Raw genomic sequence first — 13,960 nt, 5'->3', positions numbered from 1 at the left:
CGAGTAGAATTGGATCGGTTCCATGTTCGGAAAACGCGGAAATGATGGTTTCGGAAAGGCCGGTGTCGGCGGCATCGCCGCCGCTCCCCCGCCGCCGATGCCGATTGCCGCTTCGGTAGCGTCGTCCGGCCCTTCGGTGCTGGTTGAGCCGTCGCGTGAACCCGTTCGCCAGCAGGTGGCGCCGCCGCCGATGCAGACGCCGCAGCGCAGGCGCCCGGCCCGCACCGACGAATATTACGACACCAAGGCGCAGGTCTTTTCCGCGTTGATCGATACGATCGACCTCTCGCAGCTTTCCAAGCTGGATGGCGAAAGCGCGCGAGAGGAAATCCGTGATATCGTCAACGATATCATCACCATCAAGAATTTCGCGATGTCGATCTCCGAGCAGGAAGAGCTGCTCGAGGATATCTGCAACGACGTCCTGGGTTATGGTCCGCTCGAGCCGCTGCTGGCGCGTGACGAAATCGCCGATATCATGGTCAACGGCGCAGGCCAGACCTTCATCGAAGTCGGCGGCAAGACGATCGAATCCGAAATCCGCTTCCGGGACAATTCGCAGCTTCTGTCGATCTGCCAGCGCATTGTCAGCCAGGTCGGCCGCCGCGTCGATGAATCGAGCCCGATCTGCGACGCGCGCCTGCCTGATGGCTCGCGTGTCAACGTCATCGCGCCGCCGCTCGCCATCGATGGCCCGGCACTCACCATCCGCAAATTCAAGAAGGACAAGCTGACGCTCGATCAGCTGGTGCGCTTCGGCGCCATCACGCCCGAAGGCGCGACCGTGCTGCAGATCATCGGCCGCGTCCGCTGCAACGTCATCATCTCGGGCGGTACGGGTTCGGGTAAAACGACGCTCCTGAACTGCCTGACGAACTATATCGACCGCGACGAGCGCGTCATCACCTGCGAGGATACGGCCGAATTGCAGCTTCAGCAGCCGCATGTCGTGCGCCTCGAAACCCGACCGCCCAATATTGAAGGCGAGGGCGAGATTACCATGCGCGACCTGGTCAAGAACTGCCTGCGTATGCGTCCCGAACGCATCATCGTCGGCGAAGTGCGCGGACCGGAAGTCTTCGACCTCCTGCAGGCCATGAACACCGGCCACGACGGTTCCATGGGCACCATCCACGCCAACAACCCGCGCGAATGCCTGAGCCGCATGGAATCGATGATCGCCATGGGCGGCTTCACCTTGCCGGCAAAGACCGTGCGCGAGATCATCTCCTCCTCGATCGACGTCATCATTCAGGCACAGCGCCTGCGCGACGGTTCGCGTCGCATTACCCAGATCACCGAGGTGGTCGGCATGGAAGGTGACGTCATCATCACTCAGGACCTGATGCGCTACGAAATCGAGGGCGAGGACGCGAGCGGACGCCTGATTGGCCGTCATATGTCGACTGGTATTGGCAAGCCGCATTTCTGGGATCGCGCCCGCTATTATAACGAAGAAAAACGCCTCGCCGCTGCGCTCGACGAGATGGAATCGAAATCGAAGGATTGAGATGTTCGGCATCGATCCGACAGTGTTGGCAATCATCGTTCTTGCAGCTGTTGCGGCCGCCGCGGTGAGCTATGCCGTATTGTTCTCGCGGATCGAGAGCGACAAGAAATCGGCAACCCGCATCAATCGCGTCAAATCGGCCGAAGTTGATCGCACCAAGGTCAAGGCCGCTCGCGACCGCGTGCAGGAATTGTCGAAGCGCCGCAAATCGGTGCAGGACAGCCTGAAGGATCTTGAAAAGCGACAGCACGAAAAGACCAAGAAAACGCTATCGCTCAAATCCCGCCTGGTGCAGGCGGGACTGCCGATCACGCCGGCCCGCTTCTATCTGTTCAGCGCGCTCTTCGCGTTTGTGCTGCTGGTCGTGCTTTTCCTCGCCGGTGCATCGACGCCGATCATGCTTGGTATTCCCGTGGCCGCAGGGCTTGGCCTGCCGCGCTGGGTGCTTGGCTTCCTGGTCTCACGCCGTCAGAACAAGTTCCTCGATGAATTTCCGAATGCGCTCGACGTCATCGTCCGCTCCATCCGGTCCGGCCTCCCGCTGAACGACGCGATCCGTCTCGTCGCGACCGAAGGGGTCGAGCCCGTCAAGAGCGAATTTCGCCGTATCGTCGAATCGCAGCAGGTCGGTCTCAGTGTGCCCGAAGCCTGTGCCCGCATGACCAATCAGATGCCGCTGCAGGAAGTCAATTTCTTCGCTATCGTCATCGCCATCCAGTCACAGGCCGGTGGCAACTTGTCGGAGGCGATCGGCAATCTTTCCAAGGTGCTGCGCGACCGCAAGAAAATGAAGGCCAAAGTCCAGGCACTGTCCATGGAAGCCAAGGCATCTGCCGTGATCATTGGCGCCCTTCCATTCATCGTCGCCCTGCTCGTCTATCTGACCTCGCCGCAGTACATGATGGTCCTGTTTTCCGATCCGCGCGGCCACTTCATTCTGGGCTTTTCGGCCGTCTGGATGTCGATCGGCATCTTCGTGATGCGCAACATGATCAACTTCGATATCTAGCGAGAGAAAGCAGCATGTCCCAGGAACTCGCCGCAAGCTTGACCGATCCCGCTAACATCGTGGCGGTGCTGGTCGCCATCGCCGTCTTTGCCACCTTCTACACGCTTGCGGTTCCCTTTTTCGAGCGCGGCGATCTCAACAAGCGCATGAAGGCAGTCTCCACGGAGCGCGAGCAGATCCGTGCCCGCGAACGCGCCCGTCTGAATACCGATGCTGGCGCCAAAGCCACGCTCAGAAGCCAGAATAACCGGCCCGTCCGCCATATCGTCGAGCGTTTCAACCTACGCAAGGCGCTCGTCGACGACAACACGATGAACAAGCTGCGTGCAGCCGGGTTTCGCTCGGAAAATGCGTTGAACACCTTCCTTGTTGCACGCTTTCTTCTGCCATTTCTCTTCCTTGCTGTTGCCGCTTTCTGGATGTTCGGCCTCGGCAACCTTGTCGGCAAGGGTTTGCCAATACGGCTCTTTATCGTCATCGGTATCGCCTATATCGGCTTCTATGCCCCGAACATTTATATCTCCAACCGTATGACCAAGCGTCAGCAGTCCATCAAGCGCGCCTGGCCGGACGCGCTGGACATGATGCTGATTTGCGTCGAATCGGGCATTTCGATCGAAGCGGCCATGCGCCGTGTTTCCGAAGAACTCGGCGAACAGTCGCCGCCGCTCGCCGAAGAAATGGTGCTGACGACCGCTGAGCTGTCCTTCCTGCCGGATCGGCGCGTGGCGCTTGAGAATCTCGCGACCCGCACCCAGATCGATCTCGTCCGATCGGTCACCCAGGCGCTCATTCAGGCAGACCGCTACGGCACGCCGATTGCGACGGCGCTGCGTGTGCTGGCGCAGGAGGGTCGCGACGAGCGCATGAACGAAGCGGAAAAGAAGGCTGCCGCCCTGCCGCCAAAGCTGACCGTGCCGATGATCCTCTTCTTCCTGCCGGTCCTGATCGCCGTCATCCTTGGCCCCGCCGGCATCCAGGTTGCCGACCGGTTCTGACGCTTGCCGCTATAACGGAATCCGGCTAGCTTGCACCCTGCATGACTGGCGAGGTGCGAATTTTCACGACTTGCCAGGGCAATCCGCGATCGCCTGAACAATGCCAGCAAAAGTGTTTAGCGATTTTGCGTCCGGAATTGCATGAAAACGTAGGTCAGCCATGTCTTCTCTCGGAATTTTTATCAGCATCATTTCAGCCTTGATGATCGGTGCCATGAGCCCCGGTCCGAGTTTTGTGGTCGTCTCGCGCATCGCCATTTCCCGATCCCGCATTGATGGGCTTGCCGCGGCGCTCGGTATGGGTGTTGGTGGCGTGACCTTCGCCGTGCTCGCTCTTGCCGGCCTGACGGCGCTGCTGTCCCAATTCGAGTGGCTCTATATCGTGCTGAAGATCGCCGGTGGCGCCTATCTGATCTACATAGCATTCGCGATCTGGAAGGGTGCGAGCGAACCGCTCGCGCTGTCGGGCGATGTCGCCGGTAAGAGCATGCCGGCGCGCAGTTTTACGGCAGCAATGCTGACGCAGCTGAGCAATCCCAAGGCAATCGTCGTCTACGCCAGTATCTTCGCGGCACTGCTGCCGAAGACCGTGCCTGTGGAGCTTTTGCTGGCGCTGCCCGTCGGAGTCTTCCTGGTTGAAGCGGGATGGTATGCGATCGTAGCGCTCGCCTTTTCGGCCCAGCAGCCGCGCAGAGCCTATCTTGCCGCCAAAGCCTGGATTGACAGGGCCGCGGGCGCGGTCATGGCTGGCCTTCGTCTCATCCTGTCCGGATTGAGCAGCAAATAGGTCAGTTGGTATTGCTGGCGGGCGACGCCGCGTCCTTCGCAGCAAGCTTCTGCCAGGAATTCTGCTGGGAAAGCATACCGCGCAGATAGGCGACGTTGGCATCGGCTTGCTGCGGCGAAAGCTCGCGCCGCGCAATCTGCTCGGCCTCCGCAAAACGGCCCTGCAGCCCAACGACGAGGGCGAGGTTCTGGCGCACGCGGCTGTCGGCGGAAGGCTGGCCTGCCGCCGAACGAAGGTAGGTTTCCGCCGTGCGCAAATCCCCCGTGAGGAGATAGGACATGCCGAGATTGGAAAGGATCGACGGTTCGTTCGGCTGGATGTCGAGCGCATCGCGGTACCGCTGGCGCGCATCGTTCGGCCGGCCCATCTGGTCGAGAATCGCGCCTTCCGCCGAGATCAGCCGCCAGTCGGGACGGTCTGGCGTCTGCGCCCTACCGATCGTGTCCAGCGCCTGCTGGAGCTGTCCTGCAGCTGCCTGCGCCTTGCCATAGGCTGCAAGCACGTTGCGATCTTGAGGATTGGCGATGGCGACCTGCTGCATGACGGCAAGCGCCTGCGCATCGCGCCCATTCATGCGCAGCAGATTGGCGTAATTGACGCCGTTGACGGGATCGCGCGGGTTTTTCCCATAGGCCTGGCCGACGCGGTCCGTTGCAGCCCTCAATTCGTTGGCGTCCATCTGCTCTACCGGCTTGTCGAGCTTCGGTATCGAGCCCGTGGTCATCCGGTCCTTCGCCGTCGTCGAGCAGCCGGCAAGCGCCAGCATGACGAGGGCAGCCGCGGTTCCCTGCGAAATACGCTTCTTGAGAGGAGTGAAAGACGAGACGGGCATTGCGCGATCCTGAATGAAATCGGCGCCTGACCTCAAAGCGGAACAGGGAAAGGTTTGACGCAATCTTCGCTCCAGCAATAGTCTGTTAACCCTAACAGACAGTTAAGAATTGATTCCGCCCCCCGCCTCCAAGGACAATCATGGCTCCCTTCCAGTTCATCGAGAGATCGACTCCTTTCAACACCAAGGGTGGATCGACGCTGCCGATCTTCGCTGTCACACCCGCCCATATCGAAACCGGCACCATCGATCCGATCGCTCTCGATTGGGCTCGCAAAGCCGGCTACAAGGCGGAAAGCGCCTCGCTGCTTCTGATCCCGACAGCTGACGGCCATCTCGGCGGCGCGCTTTTCGGTCTCGGCACGAATCCATCGGAGCAGCCCTACATCACCGGCAAGCTCGCCCGCGCGCTTCCGGCCGGTGACTGGCACATCGAGACCGCTCCGTTGACGGCAAACCGCCTGTCGCTCGGCTTCGGCCTCGGCAGCTATCGATTCGATCGTTACAAGTCCGAAAAATCTCCGACCGCGACGCTGATGATCCCGCGCGACGCCGACGCCAACGAGATCAAGCGCCAGCTTGCCGGCGTCTTCCTCGCCCGCGACCTCATCAACACGCCGACCAACGACATGGGTCCGGAGCAACTTGAAGCCGCCTTCCGAAGCCTTGCCACCCATTATAAGGCCGAGATGTCGGTCATCATTGGTGACGACCTGCTCAAGGAAAACTTCCCGCTGGTCCACACCGTTGGCCGCGCCAGCGCCGACGCGCCGCGTCTCTTGGAGCTGCGCTGGGGCAAGAAGGGCCATCGCAAGGTAACGCTGGTCGGCAAGGGCGTCTGCTTCGATACCGGCGGTCTCGACATCAAGCCCGCATCCTCCATGCTGCTGATGAAGAAGGATATGGGCGGTGCCGCAAACGTCATGGGCCTCGCGCTCATGATCATGGACGCCAAGCTGAAGGTCGATCTTCGCGTCATCATCCCCGTCGTCGAGAATTCCATCTCGTCGAATGCCTTCCGCCCCGGTGACATATACAAGAGCCGCAAGGGCCTGACAGTCCAGATCGACAATACCGATGCCGAAGGCCGCCTGATTCTCGCCGATGCGCTTGCATATGCGGACGAGGAAGAACCGGATTTGCTTATCGACATGGCGACCCTGACAGGCGCCGCCCGCGTCGCCCTTGGCCCCGATCTGCCGCCCTTCTTCACCGATGATGCGAACCTCGCGCACGATCTGATGGAGGCAAGCCTGGAGACGGACGATCCGCTTTGGCGCCTGCCGCTTTACGCCGGCTACGAGAAGGATATCCGCGCCAAGTTCGCCGATATCACCAATGCTCCGGCAGGCAGCATGGCGGGCGCGATCACCGCAGCACTCTTCCTGAAACGCTTCGTCAATAAGGCAAAAAGCTGGGTCCATTTCGACATTTTCGGTTGGGCGCCGAACGAGCGAGCCCATTCGCCGGGAGGCGGCGAGGCGCAAGCGATCCGCGCCCTCTATCATCACATCCGCAACAGCATCCGCTGAGCCGCCAAGGCCTTTGCTGAGGCAATCGTTAAAATTTTATTCACCTTGCGGGGCGGCATTCTGTGCCGCCTCTTGCTTGTGCACTGTAACTACCGGAAAATGAAACGCCAGCGTAACGACTTTCCGGAGGGGCCGTGCCGATCGAACTGACTGCCTCGCAGGCGCTTGGCCTCTGGCACGGGGTGGCGCTCAATCTGGTCCGTCACGACAACAGAGATTTGACGTTGCGCCAGATGGCGATCCTGCTGCATATCTATCTGGTGCCGCCGCCGCATACCGTGCGCGGGCTGGCTGCGACCCTCAACGTGACGAAACCGGTCATCACTCGCGCACTGGATACGATGGGTCAAATGGGCCTCGTCGACCGCGTTCGCGACGATTCCGACAGGCGAAACGTTATCATCAAGCGCACCGTCAGCGGCGCGCTCTATCTCGAAAAGCTTGGCGACCTCGTGCGCGAGCAGGGCCGCAAGCTTCCGGTCTGAAAGGCCTCGATTGAAAGGAATCTCATGACGATGCTCGACCGCCGCCTCCATGCCTACCGCCCGGATCTCGCGGAAGCCGGCCTAGAAGGCAAGGTGGAGGCGATGCGCTTTGTGAGCGGCACGCCGGCCCGCGTCTGCGTCCCGGTCATTGCCTTGCGCGCGCAGCCGGTCCTTGCCCGCGGCATCGATACGGAACTGCTCTTCGGCGAGGAGGTGACGGTCTTCGATCGCGCTGACGGCTGGTGCTGGGTCAAGGCCGCATCCGACGGCTATGTCGGCTACCTGCCCGAACAAGCGATCGCGGAAGCAACGCCCGCTCCGACCCATATCGTCGTTCCGCAGCGCACCTTCCTCTATCCGGAGCCGGAGCTTCGCAAGCCCTACAAGGCGGTGCTTTCCATGGGCAGCCGCGTCCATATAACCGGTGAGGTAGAGGCGCGGGGCAATCACTATCTCGTGCTCGGCGACGGTACCGCGATCTTCGCGAAACACCTCCAGCCGCTTGGGGCGCTGGACGGCCACGATTATGTCGATATCGCCTCTCATTTTCTGGAAACGCCCTATCTCTGGGGCGGCCGCTCGGGCCTTGGCATCGACTGCTCCGGTCTCATCCAGCTTGCGCTGCTCATGACCGGCAGAAACGCGCCGCGTGATACCGACATGCAGGCGGAAGGCCTTGGCGAGCCGATCGACCGTTCGGACCTGCGCCGCGGCGATCTGGTCTTCTGGAAGGGGCACGTTGCCGTTTTCGAAGATCCGAAGACCATCATTCATGCCAACGGTCATACGATGACAGTCGCGCGCGAAAATTTCGAGGCTGCCGTCGAGCGCATCGGCTGGCTCTACGAGCAGCCGACAGGCTATCGTCGCCCCTTCTAACGCCACCTGACAGCGTCAGGTTGGCGGCTTGGGCCAGTCCTTCACGCCGCCCGTCCAATCCTCGTAAGCCTTTGAGAGCCTCAGTACGCGCATATCGTCGAAGCGCGGCCCGACGATCTGCAAACCGATCGGCATGCCCTTCGAGAAACCGCAATTGATGGATGAAGCCGGCTGCTCCGACATGTTCCACGGCACCGTGAAGGCGATATGTTCGAAGGGCAGCTTCGGATCGTTGGTTGGCGAGGCCCATTCGGCCGGATAGGAAACAATCGGGTTGGTCGGTGACAGCACCGCATCGACTTCGGTGAAAAGCCGGCCGCAGGCCTTGCGCATCTCGATCGTCTGGTTGAAGCCCTTGACGGCATCCACGCCGCTGATATCGGCTCCACCCCTCGCCCATTCGTAAATATAGGGCAGGATCTCTTGCCGGCGTTCCTCGCTGAGCCCGGCAATATCTCCCCAGAAACGCGAGCGCCAGAAATTGTCGAGCCCATCCAGCATGGCGCGCGTCAGCACGGGCGCAACTGGAACGATCGTCGCGCCCGCTTTCTCGAAGAGCTTTGCAGCCTCTTCGACGGCTATCCTCACATCCTCATCGACCGCAAGACCGCAACCGGCATCGAGCATCAGCCCAATCCGCATGCCGCCGAGATCGATGTCGAGATCCATCCAGTCGAAATCATTCGGCGGCAGGCTGGTGCCGTCGCGCCAGTCGGGGCGCGAAAGCGTCGCCATCGACCAGGCGGCATCTTCCACGGTGCGGGTCATCGGCCCGGCGCAGCGTCCGACATAATAGGGATCGACCGGAATTCGCCCATGGCTTGGCTTGAAGCCGAAGACGCCCGTCCAGCCGGCCGGCAGGCGTACGGAGCCCCCGATATCGGTGCCGATGTGCAGCGGGCCGTAGCCGGCCGCCGCAGCGGCCGCAGCTCCGGCACTCGAACCGCCGGGGTTTTTCGTGATGTCCCAGGGATTGCGGCTGAGATGATGAAAGCTAGAAAGGCCGGACGAAAGCATGCCGTAATCGGGGCAGGTCGTCTTGGCAAACATGATCGCGCCATCCTCGCGCAGCCGTGCTGCTGCCGGCGCATCCGCGTCCGCAGGCGTCAGCTCGACGGCCTTCGTGCCGAGCGGCACCGGCTGACCCTTCGTGGCGATCAGCTCCTTCAGCGTGACCGGGATACCGTCCAGCGGCCCAAGCGTCTCGCCCTTCATCCAGCGCGCGGACGAGGCATTCGCCTGCGCGCGCGCCGACTCAGGGTCGTAGAGATAGAGGGCCGCGATCGATGGCTCCCAGGCCTCGATGTGCTTTTCCAGGGCGAGCCAGTAGTCGAGCGGGGAGAGGCTTTTGTCAGCGAAGCGTCGTCGGAGTTCTGGGATGGTGAAATCGGTTTCGGTCATAGGCTGATCTTTCGCACATTTGCCTTGGGAGGACATCACCGGCTTGATTCGCGCGGATCTAAAAGGTCACGCAACCCGTCGCCCAGCATGTTGAAGCCGAAGACGGTCAGCGCGATCGCAAGGCCGGGCAGGATCGCCAGCCATGGCGCGAGGGACAGGAATGTCTGTGCATCCGCCAGCATTCGTCCCCAAGTCGGCGCCGGCGGCGCCATGCCGAGACCGAGGAAGGAGAGGCCGGCTTCGGTGAGGATCGCAAGACCGAGCTGGATCGCTGCATGCACGATGATCTGGCTCAGGATGTTCGGCAGCACATGCCGCACCGAAATCCCAAAACGGCTGTTGCCGAGCGCCTGCGCCGCCAGAACGTAATCGCGGCTCCAGGCCTGTAAAGACGTGGCGAGCGTCACGCGCGCAAAGACGGGCACCATGAAGACTGCGATTGCTGTGATTGCGGTAAAGCGCCCCGATCCCAGAAATGCGCCGAGGATCATGGCCGAGAGGATTGGCGGCAGCGCAAACACCACATCGCAGGCGCGCATCAGGAGCGCCTCGTAAGGGCCACGGATGGCAGCCGCGGAGATGCCGGCAACCGAGCCGAGCATCCCGCCGATGGCGACAGCGCTGATGGCGATCGACAGAGAATTCCAGCATCCGGCCATCAGCATGGAGAGCACATCGCGGCCGAATTGGTCCGTGCCGAGCAGGCCGAACGCAAGCGGCGGCTGCAGCTTGTGAATGATCTGCATCTTTGCCGGCGGCAATGGCGTCCAGAAAAGCGAAAGCAGAGCAACCGCTGCCAGAAAACCAATGACGATAGTCCCGCTGATCAGGTTCATTCGCCGGCTAAGCCTGAAGCTTCGGCGGTGCGATATGATGGCGGAAGAGACGATAGGTGCCATCACGCCGCCTTTCGCATGCGCGGATCGATCGCGAGATAGGAGAGGTCGACGATGAAATTCATGACGATGACCAGTGAAGCGAAGAACAGTACGACATCCTGCATGACGATAATGTCGCGCTGCGACAGCGCCTGGAATGCAAGCCGTCCGAGACCCGGCAGGTTAAAGATGTTTTCGACCAGCACGGCACCGGCAACGAGGAAGGTGAACTGCAGCCCGAGGATGGTCAGGATCGGCACCAGCGCGTTCGGCACGATATGCCGCCAGAGCACCGTGTTGCGCGACAACCCTTTGGCGACGGCGGTGCGCGCGAAATCCTCGTGCATGGTGTCGAGCACCGCCGACCGCGCCACACGTGTGAGAACGCCGGCCTGCGGCAACGCCAACGCCACAGCCGGCATCAGCAGCGCCTGCAGTGCTGGCAAGAGCCCTGCGCCCCACCCCGGGAATCCGCCTGCCGGCATCAGTCCGAGTGTGGTGGAAAACAGCATGATCAGCAGTAGCGCCACCCAGAAGGCCGGCACGGCGATGCTGATCTGCGAGAAGACCGTGGCGATCGCATCGATGATCCCGCTGCGCCGCGCTGCTGCCAGCACGCCGAGCGGCAGCGCAATCAGCACCGAAAGCACGATGGCGATCAGAGCGAGCGGCAGCGTCACCGCCAGCCGCTCGACGATCAGCCCCGCAACGGGGACTCCATAGGTATAGGATTGCCCGAGATTGCCGGAGAAGACGCCGGCAAGCCATTGGCCGTAACGAAACAGAAGCGGCTGGTCGAGGCCAAGCTCATGGCGCAGCGCCGCCAGTGTTTCGGGACTGGCTGACGTGCCGAGCATGATCGAGGCGGGATCGCCGGGCAGCAGGTCCATAACGGCGAAAATGACAAGCGATACGACGAGAAGAGTAATGACAAGGCCGGCGAGGCGGCGGGAAAGCAGTGCGATCATTTCGTGTTCATCACCCTGTCAGCCGTCGCCTGCATCCGATATCTACTCTTCCCAGGAAACGTTGCTGAGGACGTTGGAGGGAATTGGCTCGTTCTCCCACAGTCCCTTCAGCTTCTTGTCCCAGACGCCGAGTTTGGGCATGACAAAGAGGTAGAGCGCCGGCACGTCCTCGGCGAGAATCTTCTGCGCTTCGCCATAGATCTTTGCCTGTTCGGCCGGATCGGCGGTTTCCTGCGCCTTCTTCATCAGGTCGTTGAAGGCGGGGTTCTTATAGTTGAAATAATAGGGATCGCGCGAATAGATGTCGATGTCCATCGGTTCCGCATGGGCGACGATCGTCATGTCGTAATCGCGGCTGGTCATGATATCCTTGACCCATTTCGCCGGAAATTCCGTGGGCTCAATGTTAACAGTCACGCCGATTTCCGCAAACATGGCCTGCATCACCTGCGCGCTGCGCGGTGCATAGGCCATCTGGGGCGATTTGATCGTGAAAGTGAAACCGTTGGGATAGCCGGCCTCGGCAAGCAGCGCCTTCGCCTTCTCGACATTGTAGGGCAGGACGCCGGTCATGTCCTGATAGCCGGGATCGTTCGGCGTGTAATGGCTGCCGATCGCGGTGCCGAGGCCGGACCAGGCGCCGTCGATCACCGTCTGGCGGTCGATCGCCATCATCAGGGCCTGGCGCACACGCTTGTCGTCGAAGGGCTTGCGCGCATTGTTCATGCCGGCCACGACTTTGAGTTCGGTGTTGCCGATCCTGGTTGCCAGACGAGCATCGCCATCGAAGGAGCTCATCAGCTCCGGTGCAGCAAATTCCGGAAAGGCATCGAGATCGCCGGATTTCAGTGCGGCGGCCTGTGCCTGCGGATCGTTGATGAAGCGGAAGGTGACCTTGTCGAGCTTTGCCGCGCCATCCTTGTTCCAGTAGTCGGCATTCTTCACCAGTTCCACATGATCGCCCTTGGCCCAGGTGGAGAATTTGAACGGTCCGGTACCGACCGGCGTCGTCTTGTCGTCTGCGGCAGACGCCGGTCCTACCATGACCGAAGCCGGCCAGCCAAGCCAATAGATCAGGCTTCCGGTCGGGCTGGAAAGATGCAGCACCAGTGTTTCGGCATCCGGCGTGTCGATCGATGCGATCGATGCGAAGAAGCGCTTCTGCGGGTTGACGGAATCCTTGCCGCGGGCGCGGTCGAGGGCAAATTTGGCGGCAGAGGAATCAAAGGCCTCGCCGTCATGGAATTTCACACCGCCCTGCAGTTTGAACGTATAGGTCAATCCATCTGGAGAAATCTCCCAACTCTTTGCGAGCTGCGGCTGCACCTTGCCGGCCTCGTCGATCCTGACCAGGCCTTCGAAGACGTTCTGCCAGGTGACCTGGCCGATGGCCACGGGAGCGGCGATCGTGGGGTCGAGGCCGGTTGGCTCGACGCTCATGCCGAGATTGAGAGTGGTCTTGGCGGCTGCAGCGGGTGTCAGCGCCAGCATCATGATGCCTGCAGAAAGAGCCGCGCCCATGGAAAGATGCCGCGCAAGACGCACCGTTGGCGCGAGCGAAACCTTGATCATCCTGTTCCCCTGTCCGGTTCCGCTGCCTGGCGGGACCCTTTTACGTTAAATTGACACCACGCCAGTGCACACACAATGACGATTTTGTGTGCTCGGTGTAGCCGAAATGGCTACACACCAATTTTTGCCCCAATGCAAGTCCGTGAATTCTACTCTTTGGTGTCGGCCTTGCTGTTCGACCGCTCGCGCATGAACCGTTCGATGAAATCGAGAAGCTTCGCTGCGGCAAAGGAAAGCTGGCGATCGGGCGCCACGCAGAGATCGACATGCGTGCGGATACCGGTCTTGCCGGCAAGGGGAATGGCCGAGAGCTGTCCAGCCTCGATCTCGCGGCGGACGGTCAGCGCCGGCAGCAGTGTCACTGCCGCGCCGCTCAACACCAGTTCCTTGAGCATCTCCAGCGAACTCGTGACGAAAACCGGATCGAGGCTTAACCCTTCCTTCTCGAAGAGCGCGTCAAAGGCCTGGCGAAAACCAAAGGATTGATCGGGCAGGGCCAGGGCAAAGTCGGCCAGTTCCCCAAGCGAAATCTCCGGAAGCGCCGCTGCCGGATGGCGTGGCGAGGTGATGAGATCATAGGCGATTTCCGAGCGCAGCCGCACTTTGGTGCCGGACATCGGTGGCGCAAACAGGGTCACCGCAATATCGGCTTCGGCGCTGTTGACGGCATCGATGGCCGCTCGTGCGCTGGTAATCGTCACGGCAAAGCGCAGCTTCGGATATTTCAGGCTGAATTCGGCGAGCGCCGGTGCAAGCAGATTGGCAACGGTCGCACCGTTCGCATAGATGTTGACTCGGCCGCGTTGCAGGCCCTTCAGGTCCTCGATCAGCTGCTGCACATGGTCGAGCTCGCGCAGCGTACGGCCGGCGCGTGCCGCCAGGAGCTCGCCGGCAGCCGTCAGCTTTACGCCGCGGGCGCTGCGTTCCACGAGGGGCGCGCCGAAATGGTATTCGAGATTCTCGATCTGCCGGCTGATCGCTGTTGGTGCGACATTCAGGTTTTCGGCCGCCTGGCGCATGGAGTTGGTTCGCACCAGCTCGTCGAAATACATCAGCGCCCGAATCTGCATTCACCCGTTCTCCGCCGTCAGGCAATTCACGATAGTCTA

14 protein-coding genes are annotated in these 13,960 nt (G+C 61.3%); 7 read left to right on the top strand and 7 right to left on the bottom strand.

Features of this window, described 5'->3' with window-relative positions; all coding sequences use genetic code 11:
- Positions 1–22 precede the first annotated feature (22 nt).
- Genes EV281_RS10565 through EV281_RS10555 form a run of 3 tightly spaced genes read left to right on the top strand, consistent with a single transcriptional unit; the run spans position 23 to position 3,517 of the window.
- Complete coding sequence (locus EV281_RS10565) at positions 23–1,510, top strand: CpaF family protein (protein ID WP_132653028.1); 1,488 nt, start codon at positions 23–25, stop codon at positions 1,508–1,510.
- 1 nt (position 1,511) lies between these two features.
- A complete protein-coding gene (locus EV281_RS10560) occupies positions 1,512–2,519 on the top strand; it encodes a type II secretion system F family protein (RefSeq protein ID WP_132653027.1) in 1,008 nt (335 codons plus the stop codon).
- A gap of 14 nt (positions 2,520–2,533) precedes the next feature.
- Positions 2,534–3,517 carry a type II secretion system F family protein gene (locus EV281_RS10555; RefSeq protein WP_132653026.1) on the top strand — a complete coding sequence of 328 codons (984 nt, stop codon included), beginning with the start codon at positions 2,534–2,536 and terminating at the stop codon, positions 3,515–3,517.
- A gap of 63 nt (positions 3,518–3,580) precedes the next feature.
- Here EV281_RS10555 and EV281_RS31090 read toward each other — a convergent pair whose 3' ends face one another.
- Positions 3,581–3,733 carry a hypothetical protein gene (locus EV281_RS31090; protein ID WP_165911852.1) on the bottom strand — a complete coding sequence of 51 codons (153 nt, stop codon included), beginning with the start codon at positions 3,731–3,733 and terminating at the stop codon, positions 3,581–3,583.
- Here EV281_RS31090 and EV281_RS10550 point away from each other — a divergent pair.
- Positions 3,678–4,304 carry a LysE family transporter gene (locus tag EV281_RS10550; RefSeq protein ID WP_132653025.1) on the top strand — a complete coding sequence of 209 codons (627 nt, stop codon included), beginning with the start codon at positions 3,678–3,680 and terminating at the stop codon, positions 4,302–4,304. The genes EV281_RS31090 and EV281_RS10550 overlap by 56 nt on opposite strands.
- A gap of 1 nt (position 4,305) precedes the next feature.
- Here EV281_RS10550 and EV281_RS10545 read toward each other — a convergent pair whose 3' ends face one another.
- On the bottom strand, positions 4,306–5,136 hold the full coding sequence (locus EV281_RS10545) for a tetratricopeptide repeat protein (RefSeq protein WP_132653024.1): 831 nt from the start codon (positions 5,134–5,136) through the stop codon (positions 4,306–4,308).
- Between the two features lie 140 nt (positions 5,137–5,276).
- Between EV281_RS10545 and EV281_RS10540 the strand changes: the two genes are divergently transcribed.
- The 3 genes from EV281_RS10540 (at position 5,277) to EV281_RS10530 (ending at position 8,032) form a co-directional block, all read left to right on the top strand.
- A complete protein-coding gene (locus EV281_RS10540; RefSeq protein ID WP_132653023.1) occupies positions 5,277–6,668 on the top strand; it encodes a M17 family metallopeptidase in 1,392 nt (463 codons plus the stop codon).
- 134 nt (positions 6,669–6,802) lie between these two features.
- On the top strand, positions 6,803–7,153 hold the full coding sequence (locus tag EV281_RS10535; RefSeq protein WP_132653022.1) for a MarR family winged helix-turn-helix transcriptional regulator: 351 nt from the start codon (positions 6,803–6,805) through the stop codon (positions 7,151–7,153).
- Positions 7,154–7,177: 24 nt separating this feature from the next.
- A complete protein-coding gene (locus tag EV281_RS10530; protein ID WP_132653021.1) occupies positions 7,178–8,032 on the top strand; it encodes an NlpC/P60 family protein in 855 nt (284 codons plus the stop codon).
- A 15-nt stretch (positions 8,033–8,047) separates the two neighbouring features.
- Here the strand turns inward: EV281_RS10530 and EV281_RS10525 are convergent, their stop codons facing one another.
- From EV281_RS10525 to EV281_RS10505, 5 genes are all read right to left on the bottom strand, one after another.
- On the bottom strand, positions 8,048–9,433 hold the full coding sequence (locus EV281_RS10525) for an amidase (protein WP_132653020.1): 1,386 nt from the start codon (positions 9,431–9,433) through the stop codon (positions 8,048–8,050).
- A gap of 35 nt (positions 9,434–9,468) precedes the next feature.
- Entirely contained in the window at positions 9,469–10,332 is an 864-nt protein-coding gene (locus EV281_RS10520; protein ID WP_132653019.1) for an ABC transporter permease, read from the bottom strand.
- Positions 10,332–11,279, bottom strand: coding sequence for an ABC transporter permease (locus EV281_RS10515; protein ID WP_132653018.1), 948 nt, complete (start codon positions 11,277–11,279; stop codon positions 10,332–10,334). The genes EV281_RS10520 and EV281_RS10515 overlap by 1 nt, the downstream gene beginning before the upstream one ends.
- Before the next feature lie 42 nt (positions 11,280–11,321).
- Entirely contained in the window at positions 11,322–12,851 is a 1,530-nt protein-coding gene (locus EV281_RS10510; protein WP_132653017.1) for an ABC transporter substrate-binding protein, read from the bottom strand.
- Positions 12,852–13,000: 149 nt separating this feature from the next.
- Entirely contained in the window at positions 13,001–13,921 is a 921-nt protein-coding gene (locus EV281_RS10505) for a LysR family transcriptional regulator (protein ID WP_132653016.1), read from the bottom strand.
- Between the last annotated feature and the right edge of the window lie 39 nt (positions 13,922–13,960).

The sequence above is a fragment of the Rhizobium sp. BK418 genome (genome assembly GCF_004341105.1).
Taxonomy (GTDB): domain Bacteria; phylum Pseudomonadota; class Alphaproteobacteria; order Rhizobiales; family Rhizobiaceae; genus Rhizobium.
Note: the sequence above shows the minus strand (reverse complement) of the source record. Positions and strands in the feature narration are given on the sequence as shown.

What these genes read in the sequence shown, in the direction of transcription:
- EV281_RS10565 (WP_132653028.1), top strand. Translation starts at nt 23, where the DNA reads ATGTTCGGAAAACGCGGAAATGATGGTTTCGGAAAGGCCGGTGTCGGC.
- EV281_RS10560 (WP_132653027.1), top strand. Translation starts at nt 1,512, where the DNA reads ATGTTCGGCATCGATCCGACAGTGTTGGCAATCATCGTTCTTGCAGCT.
- EV281_RS10555 (WP_132653026.1), top strand. Translation starts at nt 2,534, where the DNA reads ATGTCCCAGGAACTCGCCGCAAGCTTGACCGATCCCGCTAACATCGTG.
- EV281_RS10550 (WP_132653025.1), top strand. Translation starts at nt 3,678, where the DNA reads ATGTCTTCTCTCGGAATTTTTATCAGCATCATTTCAGCCTTGATGATC.
- EV281_RS31090 (WP_165911852.1), bottom strand. Translation starts at nt 3,733, where the DNA reads ATGGCACCGATCATCAAGGCTGAAATGATGCTGATAAAAATTCCGAGA.
- EV281_RS10545 (WP_132653024.1), bottom strand. Translation starts at nt 5,136, where the DNA reads ATGCCCGTCTCGTCTTTCACTCCTCTCAAGAAGCGTATTTCGCAGGGA.
- EV281_RS10540 (WP_132653023.1), top strand. Translation starts at nt 5,277, where the DNA reads ATGGCTCCCTTCCAGTTCATCGAGAGATCGACTCCTTTCAACACCAAG.
- EV281_RS10530 (WP_132653021.1), top strand. Translation starts at nt 7,178, where the DNA reads ATGACGATGCTCGACCGCCGCCTCCATGCCTACCGCCCGGATCTCGCG.
- EV281_RS10525 (WP_132653020.1), bottom strand. Translation starts at nt 9,433, where the DNA reads ATGACCGAAACCGATTTCACCATCCCAGAACTCCGACGACGCTTCGCT.
- EV281_RS10520 (WP_132653019.1), bottom strand. Translation starts at nt 10,332, where the DNA reads ATGGCACCTATCGTCTCTTCCGCCATCATATCGCACCGCCGAAGCTTC.
- EV281_RS10515 (WP_132653018.1), bottom strand. Translation starts at nt 11,279, where the DNA reads ATGATCGCACTGCTTTCCCGCCGCCTCGCCGGCCTTGTCATTACTCTT.
- EV281_RS10510 (WP_132653017.1), bottom strand. Translation starts at nt 12,851, where the DNA reads ATGATCAAGGTTTCGCTCGCGCCAACGGTGCGTCTTGCGCGGCATCTT.
- EV281_RS10505 (WP_132653016.1), bottom strand. Translation starts at nt 13,921, where the DNA reads ATGCAGATTCGGGCGCTGATGTATTTCGACGAGCTGGTGCGAACCAAC.